The sequence below is a fragment of the Microbacterium sp. CIAB417 genome (assembly GCF_022788845.1).
In genome coordinates, this window is the sequence record NZ_JAHZUT010000002.1 from 86,741 (window position 1) to 107,533 (window position 20,793).

Consider the following 20,793-nt stretch of genomic DNA (forward strand, 5'->3'; position numbering starts at 1 on the left):
AACCCTACGGCGACGGTGCGACGCGGTCAGCGCAGCAGCAGGTTCGGCTGCAGCAAGTACTTGAACTCGCCCTCACCGGCGCGCTCGACGGACGTCTGCGGCGTCACGAGGATCGGGCTGAGCTTGTTCGCGTTGTCACTGGAGGTGAAGGTGATGCGGGAGAACTCGCTGCGCACGGCCGAAAGCGACTCGAGCAGGTACTGCGGGTTGAGCCCCAGAGTGACATCGTCGCCGGTCAGCGTCGCGTCGACGGACTCGGAGGCGCGGGCCTGCTCGGTTCCCGACGCCTCCATCGCAACGCCCTCAGCGGTGAACGTGAAACGCAGCGGTGCGGAGCGGTCGAGCACGAGCGCCACACGACGCACCGCCTCGGCGAGCTCGGCCGTGTTCACCACGGCGTGATGCGCGGTCTGCTCCGGGAAGAGCCGGCGCACGGGAGGGAAGTTGCCCTTGATCAGCAGCGAAGTCACGGTCTTGTTGCCGGATGTGAAGGCGATGATCTCGCGATCGCCCGAGCCGGAGAACGCGATCGAGATGTTCTCACCGTGCGAGAAGGTCTTGCCGACCTCCTGCAGCGTGCGCGCCGGAACGAGAGCCGTCGTGCTCTCGCCGTCGGTCGTGGCGGGACCGTCCCAGGGGATCTCGCGCAAGGCGACCCGGTACCGGTCGGTGGCCACGAGGCTGAGCTGCGTGCCACTCACTTCGAGCTGCACACCCGTGAGCACCGGCGTCACATCGTCGCGCGATGCGGCGAAGGCCACCTGAGCGATCGCCGTGGCGAACTCCTCGGCGGGAACGAGACCGGACTCGCCCGACACCTCGGGAATCGCCGGGTATTCCTGAACCGGCATCGATGCCAGCGTGAACCGAGCCGATCCGCAGGTCAGCAGGATCCCGTCGTCGTCCACCTCGATCTGGATGGGGGCGTTGGGCAGGCGGCTGGCGATGTCGGAGAGCAGACGGCCGTGGACGAGGATCGTGCCGGGCGCATCCACCGAGGCCTCGATCGTCGTGCGCGCCGAAGCCTCGTAGTCGAACGCCGAGAGCGAGAGCCCCTCGGATCCTGCTTCGATGAGCACGCCCGCCAGGATCGGCTGCGGGTTGCGCTGAGGCAGGAGCTTGACGACGAACGATACGGCTTCGCTGAAAACGTCGCGATTGACCTGGAACTTCACAGTGCTCCCTCTCCGGCGGGCTGGGCTTACCCATGCTAGTGCTGCGAATGGTCCAGACGAAGAACACGCTCCTGGCCCCCAGAGGTGATCGCACGCCAATGAAGAGTGATGTGAGAGTCATCTTGTTAACAGCTGTGCAAACTGTGGATAAGTCGGTGGATGACTCTCGGCGCATGGGAACTACACACGTGTGAGATGTGGATGCGCTGCGGAGGGAGCTGTCGAACACGGATCGTGTGATTCGTGCCGCTCAAGCGTTCTCCACACGTGATCGCCGTGTCGTTCACATCGCCCGTCGGCGTTTCGCACAGTTATCCACAACTTCTCCACATGTGTGAAAGCGGAGGATGAGGCCGCGCGGCGCGATTGTCAAATGAGAGTCTCCGGCCACCGGAAACGACGAAGCCCACGGCGTGGGCCGTGGGCTTCGAGGCTGTTTAGCGTCCTGCTCTGCCGAGCTGGGTGGTGATCTCCGAGACCTGGTTGTAGATCGACCGGCGCTCCTTCATGAGGTCGCTGATCTTCTTGTAGGCGTACATGACGGTCGTATGGTCGCGGTTGCCGAACAGCTGACCGATCTTCGGCAGCGAGAGGTTCGTGCGCTCCCGGCACAGATACATCGCGATCTGGCGAGCGGTCGCGATGGCCTGCGAACGGCTTGACCCGTAGAGGTCGTCGACCGAGAGCTTGAAGTACTGCGCCGTGGCCGTGATGATGTCCGTCGGCGAGATGACGTTGGTGTCGTCCTGGTCGACGATGTCGCGCAGCACCTGCTGCGCCAGAGACATGTCGAGCGTCGAACGGTTGAGGCTGGCGAAGGCCGAGACGCGGATGAGGGCGCCCTCGAGCTCGCGGATGTTGCTGGAGACGACGGTCGCGATGTACTCCATGACCTCCGGCGGGATCTGGAGCCGCTCGTTCTGCGCCTTCTTGCGGAGGATGGCGATGCGGGTCTCGAGGTCCGGAGCCTGGACGTCGGTGATCAGACCCCACTCGAACCGGCTCCGCATCCGATCCTCGAAGCCGGTGAGGTGCTTGGGCGGGACGTCGCTGGTGATCACGACCTGCTTGTCGTGGTCGTGGAGGGTGTTGAAGGTGTGGAAGAAGGCTTCCTGCGTCTCGGCGCGGCCCTGGAGGAACTGGATGTCGTCGATCAGGAGGATGTCGACGTCGCGGTAGCGCGCTTGGAACGCGGAGCCCCGGTTGTTGGCGATGGAGTTGATGAAGTCGTTCGTGAACTCTTCGCTCGAGACGTAGCGCACGCGGATGCCGGGATACAGGCTCAGGGCGTAGTCGCCGATGGCGTGCAGCAGGTGGGTCTTTCCGAGTCCCGAGTCGCCGTAGATGAACAGCGGGTTGTACGCCTTGGCGGGTGCTTCGGCGACGGCGACCGCCGCCGCGTGGGCGAAGCGGTTCGACTGGCCGATGACGAACCGGTCGAAGGTGTACTTCGGGTTGAGGCGGGTGTCTGCCCGAGCGGATGCAGGATCCGCGGCCTCGGCCGCCGGGGCGGGTGCGGCGACGGGCTGCTCGATGACCATGGTCTGCACCGGTACCTCTGCCGTGAGGTGCGCATCGATCAGCTCGGGATTGACGACGACTCTGAAGCCGGTGACCTCGTTCGTCGACGCCTGCGCGAGGGCTTCGAGGATCATCGGACGAAGCCGCTTGTTGAGCTGCGCGGCGGTGAGGTCATTGGGGACGTCGAGGTACAGGAACCCCGACATCACGCCCTGGGCGAGTGCCAGGTTGAGGAACCCGTGCATCTGCGGCGAGACTCGGGCGTCATTGCCCAGGATCTCGAGAGCCGCCGACCACACCGGGACGTCGGGAGTGTCTTGCGCGGTCATGGTCCCCTTCTTGGCCCGGCGAGAACGCGCCGGTGCGCGACACCTGTGGATAACTGCGCGAGCCACGCTAGTCAGCGAGGCTCCAGAGAGCAAACTCCGGCGTCGTTCCGGGGGTGTGTCGATTCAGGGTGTCGGGGACAGCGCTGTGGATAATGGCGGGTTGAGCTGCGCGGTTTGAGTTCTGGGGGTTCGCGCCTTAGTCTTAGTCGGTTGACTTATGCCCTCGAGGCAGTCCCCGACCACGTCTGAAGGCTTCGCCTTCGGGTGGCAACCGTTTCCCGGAGAGATCCCATGAGCAAGCGTACGTTCCAGCCCAACAACCGCCGTCGCGCCAAGAAGCACGGCTTCCGCGCTCGCATGCGCACCCGCGCCGGCCGCGCCATCCTGTCGGCACGCCGCGCCAAGGGCCGCACCGAGCTCTCGGCCTGACCCTTCCGTTGCTCTCGCGGCCGAACCGACTGACCGACGGCGCCGAGTACAAGGCTGTCGTCCGTCGCGGCGTGCGATGTTCCGGACCCCACACCGTCACGTACGTGGTGGCATCCGGTGACGATCGTGCCGCACGGTTCGGATTCATCGTGAGCAAGAAGGTCGGCACGGCGGTCGTCCGCAATCGCATCCGCCGGCGACTCAAAGCAATCTGCGCGTCCGCGCTCCCGACAGTGGTCAGGGGCGCGGACGTTGTCGTGCGTGTCCTGCCCGGCGGAGCAGATGCCTCGTTCGCCGAGCTCGACGCCGAAGTGAAGCGATGCCTCGCCCGGAGGGCGTCGTGAGCACCTCGACGCTGCCGATGGCGTCTGTCGGCGAGGCGACGATGCCGGAGCATGGCTGGGTCCGCGCGATTCCACTGCTCCCGCGCAACCTCATGCTCGGTCTTCTCCATGGTTACCGTGCGACGATCTCGCATACGTACGGCGACGTCTGCAAGTACTACCCGTCCTGCTCCGCCTACGCGGTGGGGGCGGTTCAGCAGCACGGTGCGGTGAAGGGCGCGGCGCTGACCGCCGCTCGGATCGCTCGGTGCCACCCCTGGGCCGAGGGCGGGATCGATGATCCGCCCGCCCACAAGCACTTCTCCCACGCACTGACCCGGCACGGATTCGTCGTGCCACTGAGAAAGGACTGATCCCCGTGGATCTAGTACTTGCCACCGCGACGCAATCTTCGGGCGGGTTCGACCTGATCGGAACGATCCTGTGGCCGCTCAAGTGGGTCGTCGAGCTGGTGCTCGTGGCCTGGCACGCGATCTGGACGTTCCTCGGTCTGCCAGGCGACTCGGGTCTCGCCTGGGTGCTCTCGATCGTCGGCCTCGTGATCGTGGTGCGTGCCGCTCTCATCCCGCTCTTCGTCAAGCAGATCAAGAGCCAGCGCAAGATGATGGAGATCGCTCCGGAACTGCGCAAGGTGCAGGAGAAGTACCGCGGCAAGCGGGACCAGCTCTCTCGCGAGGCGATGAGCCGCGAAACCATGGCGCTGTACAAGAAGCACGGCACGACGCCGATCTCGGGCTGTCTGCCACTGCTCGTGCAGATGCCGATCTTCTTCTCGCTGTACAGCGTTCTGAACGATGTGGCGAAGCACGCGGCGGCCGGCATCGGTGGTGTCGGCTTCCTCGACGCGAACCTCACGTCCGAGTTCTACAACGCGAACCTGTTCGGCGCTTCGCTTCACGACACCCTCGTCGGTGCGTGGGGTCGGCCCGACGGCACGGTGACCGTCATCATCCTGCTGGTCCTCGTGGTCCTGATGATCGCGTCGCAGTTCTTCACGCAGTTGCAGATCATCTCGAAGAACCTGTCGCCCGAGGCCAAGACCGGCCAGGCGTACCAGATGCAGCGCATCATGCTCTACATCCTGCCGCTGGCCTTCGTCTTCTCCGGCATCTTCTTCCCGCTCGGCGTCGTCGTCTACTGGTTCATCAGCAACATCTGGACGATGGTGCAGCAGTTCCTCGTCATTCGGAACATGCCTACCCCCGGGTCCGAGGCCGCCAAGGCGCGCGAGGAGCGTCTGGCTCGCCGGGGCAAGGCGATCGACAGCAGCGGCAAGATCGTTCCGATCGAGAAGTACCAGGCCGAGCAGCAGCGGTTGCTCGAGGAAGCCGAGCGCAAGCGCGCTGCAGCCCCGAAGCGCCAGCAGCCCGTCGGGAAGCAGCGCGCGAAGAAGCAGGCTGGTAAGCAGCCGCCCGCCGCCAAGAGCGGTGCCTCCGACTCCGAACCCTCCAGCTGAGGAGACCTCCATGACCTCTGATCTCTCCCCCACCGCGACCGACACCGTCGAGCAGCTCGAGCAGGAAGGCGACGTGGCCGCCGACTTCCTGGAGGGTCTCCTCGACATTGCCGACATCGGCGGCGACCTGGCGCTGGACGTCCGAAACGACCGCGCGTACGTCTCCATCGAATCGGATGGTGACGACTCGCTTCGCGTGCTGGCGGACCCGGACACGGTGGGCGCACTTCAGGATCTGACCCGCCTCGCGGTGCAGAACCGCACCGGTCGGTTCTCTCGCCTCATCCTCGATGTCAGTGGTTCTCGCGACGCGCGACGCCGAGAGCTCGAGGCGCTGGTCGACCGCGCTGCCTCGCGACTGGAGGACGGTGCATCTCAGGCGTCGCTCCCCGCGATGTCCAGCTACGAGCGCAAGGTGGTGCACGACATCGCGGCCGAGCGCGGCCTGGTGTCCGAGTCCTATGGCGAGGGCGCTCAGCGTCACACGGTGCTTCGGCGCGCGTGAGTGTTTCACGTGAAACATTGATGGACGATCTCGAGCAGGAGCCGGATGCGGCGACCGCGATCTTCGGTGACCGGATCGATCGCGCCCGCGCATTCACGCGCAACCTGGCGAAGGAAGGCGAGTTGCGCGGGCTCATCGGTCCACTGGAACTTCCGAGGCTGTGGACGCGCCACATCCTGAACAGTGCGGTCATGGCACCGCTCGTTCCAGCGGGTCGGATCGGGGATGTCGGCTCCGGCGCGGGGTTGCCAGGGATCGTGGGAGCGATCGCCCGACCTGATGTCGAGTGGGTGCTGATCGAGCCGATGGAACGACGCACCCAGTGGCTACAGGAGCAGGTCGACGAACTCGCGCTCGACAACGTCGAGGTCTTCCGTGGTCGGTCGCAGGACTGGACGCACGGAGCGGTGCTCGATGCCGTGACCGCCCGCGCGGTGAGCGCCTTGCGCACACTCCTTCCGATCACGGCACCACTCGTCCGTGACGGCGGAGAGCTGATTCTCCTCAAGGGGGCGGCAGCCGACGCGGAGATCGAGAAGGCAGTGAAGCAGGCCCGCTCTCACCGCGTTGTCGATCTGCGTGTAGAGGTTGTCGGTGAAGGCGTCCTGGAAACGCCGACCCGCGTCGTTCGCGGACGGATACAGCGCTCCTGACGCGATGTTTCACGTGAAACATCGCGGCGTGGCTGTCGATGCCGACGATTAGAGTGGACAGAGTTCGATGCTGGCGAAAGGCGAAGTGTTTCACGTGAAACAATCCGACGACACCGCGACGGACTTCGGTGACGACACTCCTCTGGCCCGCGAACTCGCGGACCTGCGCGCGCGACGCCGTGCGCTCGAGGATTCCACCGTGACACTGCCGACCGGGACGCGCACGCTGACAGTGTCGAACCAGAAGGGTGGCGTCGGCAAGACGACGACTACTGTCAATCTGGCGGCTGCGCTGGCCAGCGTCGGCGCTCGTGTGCTGGTGATCGATCTCGATCCGCAGGGCAACGCATCCACCGCGCTGGGTGTGCCGCACACCGCGGACATCCCGAGCGTCTACGACGTGCTGATCGATGAGTTCCCGCTCGCGGACATCGTCCAGACGAGCCCCGAATCTCCCTTGCTCACCTGCGCGCCGAGCACGATTCACCTCGCGGGTGCAGAGATCGAGCTCGTCTCGCAGGTTGCCCGCGAACATCGACTGCGTCGCGCGCTCGAGGAGTATCTCGGCACGGCCGAAGAGCCACCGCACGTCGTTCTCATCGACTGCCCGCCCTCACTCGGGCTGCTCACCATCAACGCCTTCACCGCGGCGGACGAGGTTCTCATCCCCATCCAGTGCGAGTACTACGCTCTCGAGGGTCTGAGCCAGTTGCTCGGCAGTGTGAAGATGATCCAGAAGCACCTGAATCCGCCGCTTCATGTGTCATCCATCCTGCTGACGATGTATGACGGGCGCACCCGGCTCGCGCAGCAAGTGGCCGAAGAAGTGCGCGCGCACTTCCCGAAAGAAGTGCTGAGCACGGTGATCCCGCGCTCGGTGCGTGTGTCGGAGGCACCGAGTTTCGGTCAGACCGTCATCGCCTACGACGGCCAGTCGGCGGGCGCGGTCGCCTACCGAGAAGCCGCCGTCGAACTGCTGGCACGCGAAGCCGACGAGGCTGCCTCGACCACGAACGAAGGAGAACACTGATGGCCAAGCGAACGGGACTCGGTCGAGGAATCGGCGCTCTCATTCCGACGTCGGAGGCGTCGGAGGCGCGTCCGGTCGACGTGTTCTTCCCGGGTGCTTCGGCACCGAAGTCGGATGCGGCGAAGGAGGAAGCTCCGCAGGAAGAGCTCCTGACCGTCCCGGGTGCGCGCCTCATCCAGGTGGATCCCCACGCCATCGTCCCGAATCCTCGTCAGCCCCGGACGAACTTCGACCCCGACGATCTCGCAGAGCTTGTGCATTCCGTGCGCGAGTTCGGTGTGCTGCAGCCGGTCGTCGTGCGCGACACGGGAGACGGTACGTACGAACTGATCATGGGGGAGCGGCGTACCCGCGCCGCACGCGAGGCGGACCTGGAGACCATCCCCGCCATCCTCCGGGAGACGGCGGATGAGGATCTGCTGCGCGATGCGCTTCTCGAGAACCTCCACCGGTCGCAGTTGAACCCGCTCGAGGAGGCGTCCGCCTACCAGCAGCTGCTCGAAGACTTCGGCATCACTCAGGAGCAGCTCGCCACGCGCATCGGTCGCTCGCGTCCCCAGATCTCCAACACCATCCGGCTGCTGCGCCTGCCGGTGCCGGTGCAGCAGCGCGTCGCCGCCGGTGTGCTCTCCGCGGGGCACGCCCGCGCCATCCTCTCCGTCGAGGACGGCGAGAGCATGCAGCGTCTCGCTGACAAGATCGTGAACGAAGATCTGTCCGTCCGTGCGGCGGAGGCCGCGGCCAAGGGTGCCGCCGCGGTGAAGCGTCCGGCACCGAAGGCGGGAGCGCGTCGCGCACATCTCGATGAGATCGCGGAGCGGTTGGGTGATCGCCTCAACACGCGCGTGAAGATCTCCATCTCTGCACGAAAAGGCCAGATCGCGATCGATTTCGCGACGATTCAGGATCTGAATCGCATCCTCAGCGAACTCGGCGAGGAAGAGCTCGGCTCCTCGCGCTGAGAGGAGCGGAGAATCGCTCCTGACGAACTGAAATCGCTCGGTTGGGCGCTTTTCGACCCGGCGTTTCGACTCGCCTCGCTCGCTCGCCGAGCGGTGCTGGTCGTGGAGCGAGGAGACGAAACGGTCATGACCCCGACGCGTCCCGCGAAACGTAGGCTGGAAGCATGACCTCCGAATCCCCACGCCGTCGAGCGAGTCTCGAGCTGCTGCGGGCGGAAGCGGCGGACGAACTGGCGGCGCTCATCCACGAACGACTTCGCGAGGGGGAGGATCCGTGGGACTTCATGGAAGACCTCCCCACGGTCGATGAACTGGTCGTGTTCCTCCTGCGCGCAGAGAACATCGCCGAAGCCGGTGGCGGCAAGCCGTCCGAGGCGCGTCACTATCGTGTGCTCCGTCAGATCGCCCTGGACTATCCGCCGCTGACCCGCGCCGTCTGGCGCCTGCTCGGCGAGACGAACACCTCACGTCGCTGGGACGCCACCGTGCGCCCCGAGGCATCCTGAACAGCACAGAGAAGGGCCCCCGGAGACTCTCCGGGGGCCCTTCTCTGTGAGGGGAGGGTCAGCCGATGAAGGCGGCCAGATCCTGTTCGAGAGCGAACTTCGGCTTCGCGCCGATGATCGTGGTCTTCACCTCGCCACCCTGGAACACCTTCATCGCCGGGATGGAGGTGATCTGGTACTTCATCGCGAGATCGGGGTTCTCGTCCACGTTGAGCTTGAGGACCGTGATCTTCTCGGGGTTCTCGGCCTGGATCTCATCGAGAACCGGGGCCACCATCCGACACGGGCCGCACCACTCCGCCCAGAAGTCCACCAGGACAGGACCGTCTGCTTCGAGGACATCCTGGTTCCAGGTGCTCGAGCTGGTCGCCTTCGCGCTCATTGTCATTTCCCTTCGTAAGTCTTACTCCTACCGAACACCCGACGGGGTTCGGATGTTCCCTCAGACGACCGGAAGACCCTCGATCTGGTCTGCGTTGGGCTCCGGTGCGCCGGCTTCGTCCAGCGCCGCGAGGAAGTGCTCCGCGTCGAGGGCTGCGATCGTTCCGGATGCGGCGGCGGTCACCGCCTGACGGTAGGTCGGGTCGATCACGTCGCCGGCGGCGAAGACACCGGGCACCGACGCGCGCGAGGACCGGCCGTCGACCCAGATGGTGCCCTCGGGGGTCAGGTCGAGCTGGCCGTGGACGAGCTTCGTGCGCGGGTCGTTGCCGATCGCGACGAACACACCCTGCAGGTCGAGCTCGCGCGTCGAGCCGTCGACCGTGTCCTTCAAGACGACACCGGTCACCGCCTCGTCACCGAGGATGTCGACGACCTCGCTGTTCCAGACGAACTCGATCTTCTCGTTCGCCATCGCGCGCTCCTGCATGATCTTGGAGGCGCGCAGCTCGTCGCGACGGTGGATGACGTAGACCTTCGTCGCGAAGCGCGTGAGGAACGTGGCCTCCTCCATCGCCGAGTCGCCGCCACCGACGACGGCGATCGTGCGCTCGCGGAAGAAGAAGCCGTCACAGGTCGCACACCACGACACACCGCGTCCCGAAAGGTGCTCTTCCTTCGGCAGACCGATCTTGCGGTAGGCGGAACCCGTCGCGAAGATCACGGCGGCGGCCTCCTCGACCGCGCCGGATCCCAGCTGCACCCGCTTGACGGGACCTGTCAGGTCGAGCTCGGTGACATCCTGGTAGAGGATCTCGGCGCCGAACTTGCGGGCCTGCTCCTCCATCTTCGTCATGAGCTCGGGGCCCTGGATGCCCTCGGGGAAGCCGGGGAAGTTCTCCACCTCGGTGGTGTTCATGAGCTCACCGCCGACCTCGACAGAGCTGGCGATGACCAGCGGCTTGAGGTTGGCCCGTGCCGCGTAGATGGCGGCGGTGTAGCCCGCGGGGCCGGAGCCGATGATGATGAGCTGACGCACGTGCGTTCTCCCTCGTGGTTTCAAAGTGCTCAACATATGGTATCCGCGGCACATTCCCGCGGTCCGTTTGTCAGCGTCTGGAAAGGATGCGGCGAAGCGGTCGCAGCGCCGGGGCGAGTTCGGGCGTGCGCAGCGCCGCGAGCACGCCCAGGTAGACGACGAGGGTGGCCGCCCCGATGATGGCGGTGCCGATGGCGCCGTAGATCTTGTCGGAGGTGGTCCATCCGGTGTCGCCGCCGAGGAGGAGGTAGACCCCCCATCCGGCTGCGGCAGCGGGAATCGCGGCGAACGTGTATCGCCCGATCGCGACGAACCACGATCGGATGCCGAGCGAACCGATGCGTCGGCGCAGCAGGAAGGCGGCGAGTACGGCCTGCACGGTGATGGCGATCGACTGCCCCAGAGCCACCGCGGCCGCGAGCCAGGGGGTGGGGGCGAGCCACGCGGCCGCCAATGCCGTGACGATGACGAGGACGGCCTGCACCGTCGTGAACACGAACGGGGTGCGCGTGTCGTCGTACGCGTAGAAGGTGCGCTGCAGCACGAAGAGTACCGACAGCGGCAGCAGGCTCACGAGGTAGGCGATGAGCACGGGGGCGAGCTCGGCCGCATCCGCCGCGTTGTTCACGATGATGCGGGATGCGGGGACGGACGCCACCACGAGAGCTGCCGTCGCCACGACGATCAGCAGGCTGATGATGCGGATGCTGCGCGACACATCGCCGCGCACCTCGTCGTCGCGGCCGGCCGAGGCGTGCTCGCTGATCTGCGTGAAGTACGGCGTTCCGATCGAGAGGACGATCACCGAATAGGGGAGCATGAAGATGAGCCACGCCGTCTGAGTGGCGAGCGTCGAGGCACCGTCGCCGGTCGCCTCGGAGATGACCCGGCTCTGGATGAGGCCGGCGATCTGGCCGACGACCACCATTGCCGCGGTCCAGCCGGCGAGACGGCCCATGTTCCGAAATCCGAGCCCGCGCCAGTGGAAGTCGGGCCGCAGCCGGAGCCCCGTGCGTCGCCACGAGACGAGCAGGATCAACGCCTGCACGGCGATGCCGAAGGTCGCGGTGCCCCCCAGGGCGGCAATGGAGGCGGGGCTCCAGTCCGAGACCGCGGAACGATCTCCGCCGATGACGAGCATCAGCAGCAGGAACCCGGCGATGGAGATGACGTTGTTGAGCACCGGTGCCCAGGTGAACGGTCCGAAGATGCGCCGAGCGTTGAGCGTCTCTCCGAGGAGGGAGTAGAGCCCGTAGAAAAAGATCTGCGGCAGGCACCAGTAGGCGAACGCGGTGGCCAGGGCGTGCTGCTCGGGGCTGTATGCCGGCGCGTAGAGGGTGATGAGTACCGGCGCGAGCAGCATCGCGACCGCCGTGACGGCGAGCAGGACCACGATCCCCGCGGTGAACAAGGCCGAGATGAAGCGCTGGCCCCGATCCTCCCGTGCGCTCGCGCGGACGATCTGCGGCACGATGACGGCCGTGAGCACACCCGCCGAGATGATCGCGTAGACGTTGTTCGGCAACTGATTGGCTTGGGCGAAGGCATCTCCCGCCCGGGATGACATCGTGCCCAGGACGGCGACCAGCACGATGGTGCGGATGAGTCCGGTGAGGCGGGAGACGAGCGTTCCCGCTCCCAGCAGCACACTCGCCCGGCCCAGACCGCTCACGCGTTCTCCTCGATGTTCTCGTCGGTGCGCGCCGCATCAGCCTTGTCGCGTCTGCGGCGGCGGATGGTGCGGACGATGCCGATCGTGAGGAAGCCCGTGGCCAGCACGACCAGCACGACCAGACCAATCCCCTCCCAGTCCGCGCGCACGTTGACGTCGACCGTCTGCGTCTGTCCGATGGGCACGTACGCGGGACTGCGCAGGCTGAGATCGATCGTGACGTCCCCGTTGCCGATCCGTGCGTTCACGGGCACCTCGACGAGCGTGTTGGCGGCCGCGGCGGCGACCACGGCGTTCTCACGTTCGACGTCGACGCGCAGATCGTTCGGGGTGGCGACGAGTACGACGTTCACCGGATAGGGCAGATCGTTGCGCACCCAGAAGCGCAGATTGGTTCCCGCGGTGAGCAGGTTCAGCGCGGTCGATGGCACGATCGACACCGAGTCGAGCGTCGTGGTGGTGGCCTCCGCGTGTGCGTCGACGGCGCTCTGCCATGCCGACGGATCGCTGATCCATGCGCCGCCCAGCACCTGGAGGATGGCGGCGCGCTCACGGCCGGTGAGTAACGACGGGTCGTCGAGGATCGTGGCGAAGCTGTCGATCTGTGCCGCACCGGCGAGCATGCTCGTCAGCGCTGCCGGGCGCGCCGGGTCGACCGCGCCCGCCGAGACCTCAATGTCGGTCGGGGAGGCGCCGAGCACGCTCGACAGCCCCACCGTTGTCATGCCCGTGGTCGCCGCGGAGATCGCTCCGCGCAGGCCCTGCGGGTCGCGCGTGGCCGATCGTCCCAGTGTGACGAGAACGGGGGAGCCCTGCGCCGAGGCCGACGCGAAGGTCAGATGCGCGGCCGCGGCCGCCGCATCCGCCGCACGCGTGGTGGGATCGGTGGCGGTGGATGCGGCCTGCAGTGCGGCGGACGCGCCGGCCGACGCGACGAGCAGCTCTCCGCCGCCGGTTCGCGCGTGCGAGGGGGATGCTGCCGACACCTGCGTGCTGTCGACGATCGTGAGCGCGTCCGGCGTCGCCGCGGTGAGCCATCCGACGAGCTCCGGTGAGGCCGTGCCCGACGGCGGCCAGTAGATCGTCGGCCCTGCGCCGGCACCCACGTCCAGGAGCGCCTCGAGGGTCGGGGGCGTGGACGCGGATTGCTGCTGGTCCGTCGGCGCCGGTGTGGGAGCGGCCGGCTGAGCCGTCAGATCCACATACGCGTTCAAGGACGTCGGTGCGAGCGGTGCGCCGAGCCCCGCCGCGAACTGCGTGCTCACGTCGGCGTCGCCGTACTGCAGCGCGAACCGGGAGTTCGGCAGGTCCATGAGCCGCTGCAGCCATGCCCGTGCGGACTCCGGAGCGGACGTTCCGCGCGCCCGGATCGAGGCCACGATCGCGGGGTCGACCGCGAGGATCGCCGAGGTTCCCGCCACGGCATCCAGTTGTGCCGTGAGTGCGCCGTCGGATGCGGTGAGGGAGGCCAACTGATCGGTCGACAGCATCCCCGCCGTCAGGGCCGGAGCCGTGACGGGAACGACGACCGCGACGGTACCCGAGGGGCCGGTACCGATCGTGACCACGGAGCGCGCCGTCTTGCCCGCGAGGCTGACCCACAGGGGATAGACCCCCGCGCCGCGGCCCGCGAGCGCGGGGTCGTCGGCCGCGACGATCACGCTCGCCGAGCTCGATTGCCCGGGTGGGGTCTCCTCGACCGCGCTGGATCCGACGACGCGCCCCGCCGGGGCATCGGCCGACCCCGACAGCCAGGCGTCGAGAGCCGCGGACCCGTCCAGCGGTGCATCTCCGAGCATCAGTTCCGCCGTCGACGCGGGAGTTCGTGAAGCGGTGCTGTTCTCGAGCCAGACGAGGGCCGTGAGCGCCTCGCCCGCCGCCAGCACCCCGCCCGACAGCGGTGCCACGGAGATGTCGACGGTCCCTGTCGAAGAGGGCGAGGGGGTCGGGGTGGCGGCCGCTGCGGGAGTGGCGATCCCCAGGACGATCGCGACGGCGATGAGCGGCGCGAGCAGAAGTCGTCGCCGCCGGAACGCGGGGGTGCCCGTGCGGGCCGAAGTCGGAATCATTCGTAGCTGAGCAGGCTCCTGTGCGGAGAGTCCGCAGGGTCGGGAGCGAGTCTACGGGCCCCGGCCTGGGATTCACCGAGCGCACGCCCGGGTTGAATGGACTCATGCACACCGCCATCGCCCACCGCCTCGCCGACGATCTGCGCGCCGCCGGCTTCACGACCGAGGCTCTTCGCTCGCTCATCGGCGAGGACGCGGAGTCGGCGCTCGCTCGGGCTGTCGCCGTGCCGGCCCGACGGGCCCTCGCGCGGCATCCGCACGATGCCGTCGCCGTGCTCGCGCGCTTGTTCGTGCTGGGTGACGTCGTCGACGCCGCATCCGTCGCTGCGGCACTGCCCGGCACGGGACTCGAGGATGCGGAACGGCTCGGCGTGATCGAGCGGCGCGGTCAGGCTGTGGCGCCCGCGGTGGCGGTGCGCCCGCACGTCTTCGCCGACGGCGGCGAGGGGTGGATCGCGAGCGATCTGGACGAGCTGGCAGGCGTCTTCCCGTTGCGTCCGGACCATGTGCTCGGCGTCGGGGGTGCGGGCCGGACGCTCGTCTCTCTGCTGCCCGCATCCGGAAGCGGGCGCGCCCTCGACCTCGGATGCGGCTGCGGGCTGGTGGCGTTCGAGCTGCGTCGGAGGGGTTTCGACGTCGTCGCGACCGACATCTCGCCGCGCGCGCTGTGGTTCACGAAGCTGGGCGCGGCGCTCAACCACCTGGAGGGCATCGACGTCCGCGAGGGCAGTCTGTACGAGCCCGTCGGCGACGAGAGCTTCGAGCTGGTCGCTTCGAACCCGCCGTTCGTCATCACCCCGCGGGCCGACGGTGTGCCGGCCTACGAGTACCGCGACGGCGGCCGGGCAGGCGACGAACTCATGCGCGAGGTCGTGACCGGCGCCGCATCCCATCTCGTCGACGGCGGCCGGGCGATCATGCTGGGCAACTGGGAGGAGCGCGACTCTCTCACGGGGTTGGAGCGGGTGCGCGCGTGGACGGAGGGCGTCGGCGCGTGGGTGATCGAGCGCGAACAGCTCGATCCGGCCCGGTACGCCGAGCTCTGGGTGCGCGATGGCGGCACGCGGCCCGGCGGCGAGGAGCATGAGGCGCTGATCGGCGCCTGGCTCGACGACTTCGAGACCCGCGGCGTCGAGGGCGTGGGGCTGGGGTGGGTGCAGCTCATGCGCGGCTCGGGGCTGCGCCGCTTCGAGAGGGTGGCGCAGGCCGTCGACACCGCCGTGCTCGCCGCGCACACCGCCGCGGTGTGGCGGGCGGCGGCGTGGCTGGACCGCACCGACGACATGCTGCTCGCCGCATCCGTGCTGCGCGTGTCCACCGACGTCACGGAGGCGCGGCATCACCTCCCCGGCGCAGAGGCACCGAGCGTGATCGAGCTGCGACAGGGAGGCGGCCTTGCGCGCACGGTGTCCGCCGATCCGGCGCTCGCCGCACTCGTGGGAGCGAGCGACGGGGAACTGCCCGTGGGCGTGCTCATCGACGCGATCGCCGATCTGCTCGAGGTCGATGCCGCAGCGCTGCGTGCGGACCTGCTTCCGCGGGTTCGCGAGCTCGTGCTGACCGGGATGCTGGAAGTGCCGCACGACGTGGCCGATTAGGCTCTTTGCATGCTCAACATGGCCGAGGGTCTCGCGCGGCTGGGCACTCTCGCCTCCTCACCCGTCGTCGTTGCGCTCGCCGACGCCTTCGCCGCTGCGGGGCGCGAGCTCGCCGTCGTCGGCGGCCCGGTGCGCGATGCGCTGCTGGGTCGCACGACACACGACCTGGACTTCACGACGGATGCGGACCCCGACGAGATCCTGCGCATCGTCACGCCGATCTCGACCGCGCAGTGGGACATCGGCCGGGCGTTCGGCACGATCGGCGCCCGCATCCGCGGCGAGCAGGTGGAGATCACCACGTACCGCGCCGACGCCTACGACGGCGAGACCCGAAAGCCGGTCGTCGCGTTCGGCGACTCGCTCGAGTCCGATCTCGTCCGCCGCGACTTCACCGTCAACGCGATGGCGCTGCGGGTGCCGGGACCGCAGCTGGTCGACCCGCACGGCGGCATCGAGGACCTCGTCGCGGGTGTGCTGCGCACCCCCACCGATGCGCGGATCAGCTTCGGCGACGACCCCCTGCGGATGCTTCGTGCGGCGCGCTTCTCGTCGCAGCTCGGTTTCACGGTCGACCCCGACGCGGTCGCGGCGATCACCGAACTGCGTGAGACGCTACGGATCGTGAGCCCGGAGCGCATCCAGGGCGAGCTCGTGCGTCTCCTGCAGACCGACGATCCGGTCCGCGGCCTGCGGCTGCTCGTGGAGACGGGGCTGATCGACCAGTTCCTCCCGGAGGTGCCGGCGCTGCGTCTCGAGGTCGACGAGCACCACCACCACAAGGACGTCTACGAGCACTCACTCACCGTGCTGCGGCAGGCGATCGAGCTCGAGGGCAGCCGCCACCCGGACGCCGCGCCCGACGTGCCGCTGCGTCTGGCGGCGCTCCTCCACGACATCGGAAAGCCCGCCACGCGCCGGCTCGAGCCGGGCGGCGCGGTCACCTTCCACCACCACGACGTGAAGGGATCGCGGATGGCGCGCAAGCGCCTGCGCGAGCTGCGGTTCGATTCGGCGACGATCGACTCCGTCGCGCTGCTGATCGAGTTGCATCTGCGCTTCTTCGGCTACGCCGAGGGCGCGTGGACGGATGCGGCGGTGCGCCGCTATGTGCGCGATGCCGGCGACGAGCTGGAGCGCCTGCACATCCTGACCCGGGCCGACGTGACCACGCGCAACAAGCGCAAGGCGACGCGGTTGCGTCTGGCGTACGACGACATCGAGCGGCGCATCGACGAGCTGCGGGCCCAGGAGGAGCTGGACGCCATCCGTCCGGAGCTGGACGGCAACGAGATCCAGCGCATCCTCGGCATCTCACCCGGCCGAGAGGTGGGCGAGGCGTACCGATTCTTGCTCGACCTGCGGCTGGATGAGGGCGTGCTGGGGCCCGAGGAGAGCGAGCGCCGTCTGCGCGACTGGTGGGCGGCGCGCGGCTGACCCGCCGCGGCGGGCGCGTGGCCGCATCCGCTGACGTGGCCGCATCCGCTGACGGGGCCGCATCCGCTGAACAGGAAAGATCCGCCCATCAGGACGATCTGACGTGAATCGTCCTGATGGGCGGAGATCTCCTGCGGGAGGGATGCGGCGCCGGTTCAGACCGTGGCGGACGCGGCCTCTGCGATGGCACGACCGCCCTCGCGCGCGGCATCCTCGGCGGCGGACTTGATGTCGGCGGCGACCTCGGAGAACTGATCGAGCGCGGGGTTCACGCCCACGAGGGTGAAGGAGCGCTGCACGACGCGCAGGTCGAGGCCCCAGACGTCCTCGAGCACGCGACGGAGCCACGCGGTGGAGTGGTCCCAGCCCTCCTTGGGCGTGCCGGCGTCGTAGTTGCCGCCGAGAACCGTGACCAGCACGGCGGGCTTGCCGCGCAGGGCGGTGCCCTGCGGATCGATGCGCGGGTCGGTGTAGGCCAGGTCGAACCACGTCTTCGCGTGCTGCGAGACGCCGTAGTTGTAGAGGGGGATCGTCAGCAGGAGCGCGTCGGCGTCGATGAGCTCGTCGGCGAGACGTGTCGCCAGGGCGAGGGCCTCGCGCTGCTCGGCGGTGCGGTCGGCTTCGGGGAGGTTCCTGCCGGTGACCGCTGCCGCCCATGCCGTGGCGGGGATCGGTTCGGCAGACAGGTCGCGGCGGACGACGGTCTGGTCGGTGTGCGTGGCGAGCCACTCCGTCTCGACGATGTCGCCGAGGGCGCGGCTGGCGGAGGTGGGGGGAAGGATGCTCGCATCCAGACGGAAGAGGGACATAATGCTCCAATCGACCTAGCGGCTATGAAAAAGAGAGTGGCTACGTGAACGCTAGCACGACTAGACTGAGGGGCGTGGCCGGAGACCAGCACGATGAGCGTCAGTGCGACGCCGCCGTCTCGCGCGCCTTCTCGGTTCTCGGCAAGCGCTGGAACGGCATGATCCTCGACGTTCTGGGCGAGGGGGCGTTGTCGTTCGTGGGATTGCGCCGGGCCGTCACCGGCATCAGCGACGCCGTGCTCTCGGATCGTCTCGTCGAGCTCGCCGACGCCGGCCTGGTCGTCCGTGAGGTGGATGCGGGCCCGCCGGTCGCGGTCTCCTACACGCTGACGGATGCCGGCGTCCGCCTCGTGCCGATCCTCGCCCAGTTGGGTGCCTGGGCCGACGGCAACCTCTCCGCCAGCCGCTGACCCCTGGCCTCCGCCCGCCTCTGTGCGCCCGGTCCGGCGCGCATGTCCCACTTCCCGCAAGAATCGGGGCTCGGAACTGCGCCAAGTGGGACATGCCTTCTCAGGGGAACAGGGGTGCGGGACCTCGGAGACAGAGTCCTCAGGGTGAACGGGCCCTCGGGCGGGGGCTCTCAATCGCGATGGTCGGAGTCGAGGGCCTCGCGCACCAGGTGACTGATGTCGATGCTCACGATCCGCGCGGGTGCCGCGGGGGCCGGGGGCGCAGCCGCAGGTTCGTCCGATCGTGCGCAGCGCGGTGGGTTTGCGAGAGGCGTCGAACAGCGTGATGAACGTGAGCGAGAACGAGGCCCAGTCCTCGCGCTGCGCGTCGAGCGCTGCACGCCCCTGCGGGTTGATGCCCTGTCCTCCCGCGAGCCGCGTGCCTACACTGGAGCCACCTGATCACCGTTGATCGGAGTTATTGTGCCCTCGCCCTGGTCTCTGCGTCGCGAGGCGTCGGCCGAGAGCTCGCGCCTGCTGATCGAGCGCGCGCACGAGGAGTTCGTCGGCGGAAACGCGCAGGATCCGCGGGTCACCGCCGTGCGCGGTCTCGTCCGCGAGAGCTGGCAGCGCTCGGCCCGCAGCCTCGTCGGCGTGGATGCCGTGCCGCCCCTGGATCTCATCTCGGACGACCTCGACGCCTACCGCCGCACGCATCCCCTCGCGAGCGTCATGGACATGATCCGTCAGCTGCTGCTGCCGGGCGACGAGGACGAGTCGGGCGTCGTCGTGGCGGTGGGGGATGCGGCGGGCCGCCTGCTGTGGGTCGAGGGCGATCGCCGCATCCGCGACCTCACGGGCGACATGGGTTTCGTCGCGGGGGCGAACTGGTCGGAGGATGCCGTGGGCACCTCGGCGCCGGGCACGGCCCTCGCCCTCGACGCGTCCGTCCAGATCCGCGGAGCCGAGCACTTCAACCGGCTCGTGCAGCCGTGGTCGTGCACGGCGGCGCCGGTGCGCGACCCCGAGAGCCGGCGCGTGCTCGGGGTCATCGATGTGACCGGCGGTGCCGAGGCCACGACCCCGCAGGCGCAGTTGCTCGTCGACGCGACGGCGCGGGCGATCGAGGGGGAGCTGCTGGTGGCCAGGCTGCGTGCGCGCGCCCAACCGCCCGTGAAGAGCCAGGCCCCGCGTCGTACACGCGGCGCCACCGAACACGCCACCCTCCGTGTGCTCGGACGCGACCTTGCGGTGCTCGACGTCGTCGACGACCGAGGCGCCACCGTCACCGAGTTGAGCGCGCGTCACGCGGAGATCCTGCTCATGCTGGCGGTGCACCAGCAAGGCCTCTCCGCGGAACGCCTGGCCGCCCTCGTGTACGGCGAAGCCGCGCCGGTGGAGACCCTGCGCCCCGAGATGGTGCGGCTGCGCCGGGTGCTCGATGCCGTCGCCCCCGCGCTGATTCCCGCATCCCGCCCCTACCGGCTGACGAGCTCGCTCCAGACCGACGCCGATCACGTCGTGTCGCTCCTCGACCGCGGCGCGCACCGCGTGGCCCTCACCGCCTACCGCGGCCCCGTGCTCCCGGACTCCCGCGCGCCGGGGGTGGAGGAGCTGCGACAGAGCGTGCAGGCGGCGCTGCGCGAATCCCTCCTCGCGGGGGCCGGGCTCGACGTGCTGCTGGCCTACATCGACACGGATGAGGGACGCGAGGATGCCGATGCGCTCCGGCTCTGCCTCGAGCTGCTCGCCCCGCGCTCGCCGCGTCGCGGGCCGATCGTGGCGCGCTTGGAGCAGCTCGGCGCCTAGCTCGACCGTAGGCCGAGCCTGTCGAAGAACGCCCTGTTCCGCTCTGTGGCCGCGTTGACGAGGCCGTCGAAACTGATGACCTCGACATACGCCTTGTACGGCTCGACGTAGCCGAAGTACCCGAGCCCGTCATGCGTCTTGGTCAAGTTCGACAGCTTGCACATGCGCTCCATCGTTGGCGTCAGGTCGGCGATGACGTAGCAGAAGGCCGGCGGCTCCTGCGCGCTCGACGGAATCAGCCGCCCGGTTGCCGTCGTTACTTTGCCCTCGCGAACCCGCGCGACGTAGTCAAGGCACTGCGCGATGGGGTTCTTGTCCTCCGTCGTCGCGTCGTTGCGCATGGGGCGCTTGAGCTCGACGACGACGATCGACTGCAGCGGCAACTTCTGCCCCGCGGTCGCGAGCACGGGCGAGTCCGCCTCGAGCACGCGTGTCGCCCGTATGTCCGGTCGGTTCGTCGAGGCGTCGTCCGTGACGGGCATGCTCTTGAGAGTCTTGTCGGACGCGAGGTAGTCGTGGAAGACGAGCCGCTCGTCCAGAATCCACAGGGTCGACGCATCGACCCCGACATCGTTCGAGTCCTTGCGCATGGGGAAAAGCAGCTCGTGGACGCGGTCTTCGCGAGCATACTTGCCATCTCCGTCCGACTCGATGAGTTTTGCGAGGATGTCGAGGGTCGT

General features: G+C 68.2%; 21 protein-coding genes. 13 read left to right on the forward strand and 8 right to left on the reverse strand.

Annotation, left to right across the window (positions count from 1 at the left end; translation table 11 throughout):
* Nucleotides 1-26: 26 nt before the first annotated feature.
* Nucleotides 27-1,175, reverse strand: coding sequence for a DNA polymerase III subunit beta (gene dnaN, locus KYX17_RS07075; protein ID WP_243226281.1), 1,149 nt, complete (start codon nucleotides 1,173-1,175; stop codon nucleotides 27-29).
* A gap of 437 nt (nucleotides 1,176-1,612) precedes the next feature.
* Complete coding sequence (dnaA, locus tag KYX17_RS07080) at nucleotides 1,613-3,025, reverse strand: chromosomal replication initiator protein DnaA (protein WP_283818105.1); 1,413 nt, start codon at nucleotides 3,023-3,025, stop codon at nucleotides 1,613-1,615.
* A 291-nt stretch (nucleotides 3,026-3,316) separates the two neighbouring features.
* Here dnaA and rpmH point away from each other — a divergent pair, with 291 nt between their 5' ends.
* From rpmH to KYX17_RS07125, 9 genes are all read left to right on the forward strand, one after another.
* Nucleotides 3,317-3,454: a 50S ribosomal protein L34 gene (rpmH, locus tag KYX17_RS07085; protein WP_022879826.1), complete on the forward strand. Its 138-nt coding sequence runs from the start codon at nucleotides 3,317-3,319 to the stop codon at nucleotides 3,452-3,454.
* Nucleotides 3,455-3,462: 8 nt separating this feature from the next.
* Entirely contained in the window at nucleotides 3,463-3,798 is a 336-nt protein-coding gene (gene rnpA / locus KYX17_RS07090; RefSeq protein WP_249223364.1) for a ribonuclease P protein component, read from the forward strand.
* Between the two features lie 17 nt (nucleotides 3,799-3,815).
* The gene (yidD, locus tag KYX17_RS07095; protein ID WP_243227268.1) at nucleotides 3,816-4,151 is read left to right on the forward strand and encodes a membrane protein insertion efficiency factor YidD; all 336 of its coding nucleotides are present in this window, start codon (nucleotides 3,816-3,818) and stop codon (nucleotides 4,149-4,151) included.
* 5 nt (nucleotides 4,152-4,156) lie between these two features.
* Complete coding sequence (yidC, locus tag KYX17_RS07100; protein WP_243226282.1) at nucleotides 4,157-5,254, forward strand: membrane protein insertase YidC; 1,098 nt, start codon at nucleotides 4,157-4,159, stop codon at nucleotides 5,252-5,254.
* A gap of 10 nt (nucleotides 5,255-5,264) precedes the next feature.
* Nucleotides 5,265-5,759 carry a R3H domain-containing nucleic acid-binding protein gene (locus KYX17_RS07105; RefSeq protein WP_243226283.1) on the forward strand — a complete coding sequence of 165 codons (495 nt, stop codon included), beginning with the start codon at nucleotides 5,265-5,267 and terminating at the stop codon, nucleotides 5,757-5,759.
* A 20-nt stretch (nucleotides 5,760-5,779) separates the two neighbouring features.
* The gene (gene rsmG / locus KYX17_RS07110) at nucleotides 5,780-6,412 is read left to right on the forward strand and encodes a 16S rRNA (guanine(527)-N(7))-methyltransferase RsmG (protein ID WP_243226284.1); all 633 of its coding nucleotides are present in this window, start codon (nucleotides 5,780-5,782) and stop codon (nucleotides 6,410-6,412) included.
* A gap of 85 nt (nucleotides 6,413-6,497) precedes the next feature.
* Nucleotides 6,498-7,442, forward strand: coding sequence for a ParA family protein (locus KYX17_RS07115; RefSeq protein WP_243226285.1), 945 nt, complete (start codon nucleotides 6,498-6,500; stop codon nucleotides 7,440-7,442).
* Nucleotides 7,442-8,404 carry a ParB/RepB/Spo0J family partition protein gene (locus tag KYX17_RS07120; protein ID WP_243226286.1) on the forward strand — a complete coding sequence of 321 codons (963 nt, stop codon included), beginning with the start codon at nucleotides 7,442-7,444 and terminating at the stop codon, nucleotides 8,402-8,404. The genes KYX17_RS07115 and KYX17_RS07120 overlap by 1 nt, the downstream gene beginning before the upstream one ends.
* A 164-nt stretch (nucleotides 8,405-8,568) precedes the next feature.
* Nucleotides 8,569-8,910 (forward strand): tryptophan synthase subunit alpha, encoded by a 342-nt coding sequence (locus tag KYX17_RS07125; protein ID WP_243226288.1) that lies wholly within the window; start codon nucleotides 8,569-8,571, stop codon nucleotides 8,908-8,910.
* Between the two features lie 58 nt (nucleotides 8,911-8,968).
* Here the strand turns inward: KYX17_RS07125 and trxA are convergent, their stop codons facing one another.
* The 4 genes from trxA to KYX17_RS07145 all read right to left on the reverse strand — a co-directional run bounded on the left by trxA (nucleotide 8,969) and on the right by KYX17_RS07145 (nucleotide 14,071).
* The gene (trxA, locus tag KYX17_RS07130) at nucleotides 8,969-9,292 is read right to left on the reverse strand and encodes a thioredoxin (RefSeq protein WP_137418515.1); all 324 of its coding nucleotides are present in this window, start codon (nucleotides 9,290-9,292) and stop codon (nucleotides 8,969-8,971) included.
* 60 nt (nucleotides 9,293-9,352) lie between these two features.
* Nucleotides 9,353-10,330, reverse strand: a complete 978-nt coding sequence (trxB, locus tag KYX17_RS07135; RefSeq protein ID WP_243226289.1) for a thioredoxin-disulfide reductase — start codon at nucleotides 10,328-10,330, stop codon at nucleotides 9,353-9,355.
* Nucleotides 10,331-10,400: 70 nt separating this feature from the next.
* The gene (murJ, locus tag KYX17_RS07140; RefSeq protein WP_243226290.1) at nucleotides 10,401-12,002 is read right to left on the reverse strand and encodes a murein biosynthesis integral membrane protein MurJ; all 1,602 of its coding nucleotides are present in this window, start codon (nucleotides 12,000-12,002) and stop codon (nucleotides 10,401-10,403) included.
* On the reverse strand, nucleotides 11,999-14,071 hold the full coding sequence (locus KYX17_RS07145) for a DUF6049 family protein (RefSeq protein ID WP_243226291.1): 2,073 nt from the start codon (nucleotides 14,069-14,071) through the stop codon (nucleotides 11,999-12,001). Before KYX17_RS07145 ends, murJ begins: the two co-directional genes overlap by 4 nt.
* 104 nt (nucleotides 14,072-14,175) lie before the next feature.
* On the opposite strand from KYX17_RS07145, the gene KYX17_RS07150 reads away from it, so the two are divergent.
* Together KYX17_RS07150 and KYX17_RS07155 are read left to right on the forward strand one after the other, a co-directional pair.
* Nucleotides 14,176-15,669 carry a methyltransferase gene (locus KYX17_RS07150; protein WP_243226292.1) on the forward strand — a complete coding sequence of 498 codons (1,494 nt, stop codon included), beginning with the start codon at nucleotides 14,176-14,178 and terminating at the stop codon, nucleotides 15,667-15,669.
* Between the two features lie 9 nt (nucleotides 15,670-15,678).
* Nucleotides 15,679-17,106, forward strand: a complete 1,428-nt coding sequence (locus KYX17_RS07155) for a CCA tRNA nucleotidyltransferase (protein ID WP_243226293.1) — start codon at nucleotides 15,679-15,681, stop codon at nucleotides 17,104-17,106.
* 155 nt (nucleotides 17,107-17,261) lie between these two features.
* Here the strand turns inward: KYX17_RS07155 and KYX17_RS07160 are convergent, their stop codons facing one another.
* Nucleotides 17,262-17,915 carry an FMN-dependent NADH-azoreductase gene (locus KYX17_RS07160; protein WP_243226294.1) on the reverse strand — a complete coding sequence of 218 codons (654 nt, stop codon included), beginning with the start codon at nucleotides 17,913-17,915 and terminating at the stop codon, nucleotides 17,262-17,264.
* Nucleotides 17,916-17,989: 74 nt separating this feature from the next.
* Here KYX17_RS07160 and KYX17_RS07165 point away from each other — a divergent pair, with 74 nt between their 5' ends.
* Nucleotides 17,990-18,325: a helix-turn-helix domain-containing protein gene (locus tag KYX17_RS07165; RefSeq protein ID WP_243226295.1), complete on the forward strand. Its 336-nt coding sequence runs from the start codon at nucleotides 17,990-17,992 to the stop codon at nucleotides 18,323-18,325.
* A gap of 462 nt (nucleotides 18,326-18,787) precedes the next feature.
* Nucleotides 18,788-20,113, forward strand: a complete 1,326-nt coding sequence (locus KYX17_RS07170) for a transcriptional regulator (RefSeq protein WP_243226296.1) — start codon at nucleotides 18,788-18,790, stop codon at nucleotides 20,111-20,113.
* Here KYX17_RS07170 and KYX17_RS07175 read toward each other — a convergent pair.
* On the reverse strand, nucleotides 20,110-20,703 hold the full coding sequence (locus KYX17_RS07175; protein ID WP_243226298.1) for a hypothetical protein: 594 nt from the start codon (nucleotides 20,701-20,703) through the stop codon (nucleotides 20,110-20,112). The genes KYX17_RS07170 and KYX17_RS07175 overlap by 4 nt on opposite strands.
* Nucleotides 20,704-20,793: the final 90 nt, after the last annotated feature.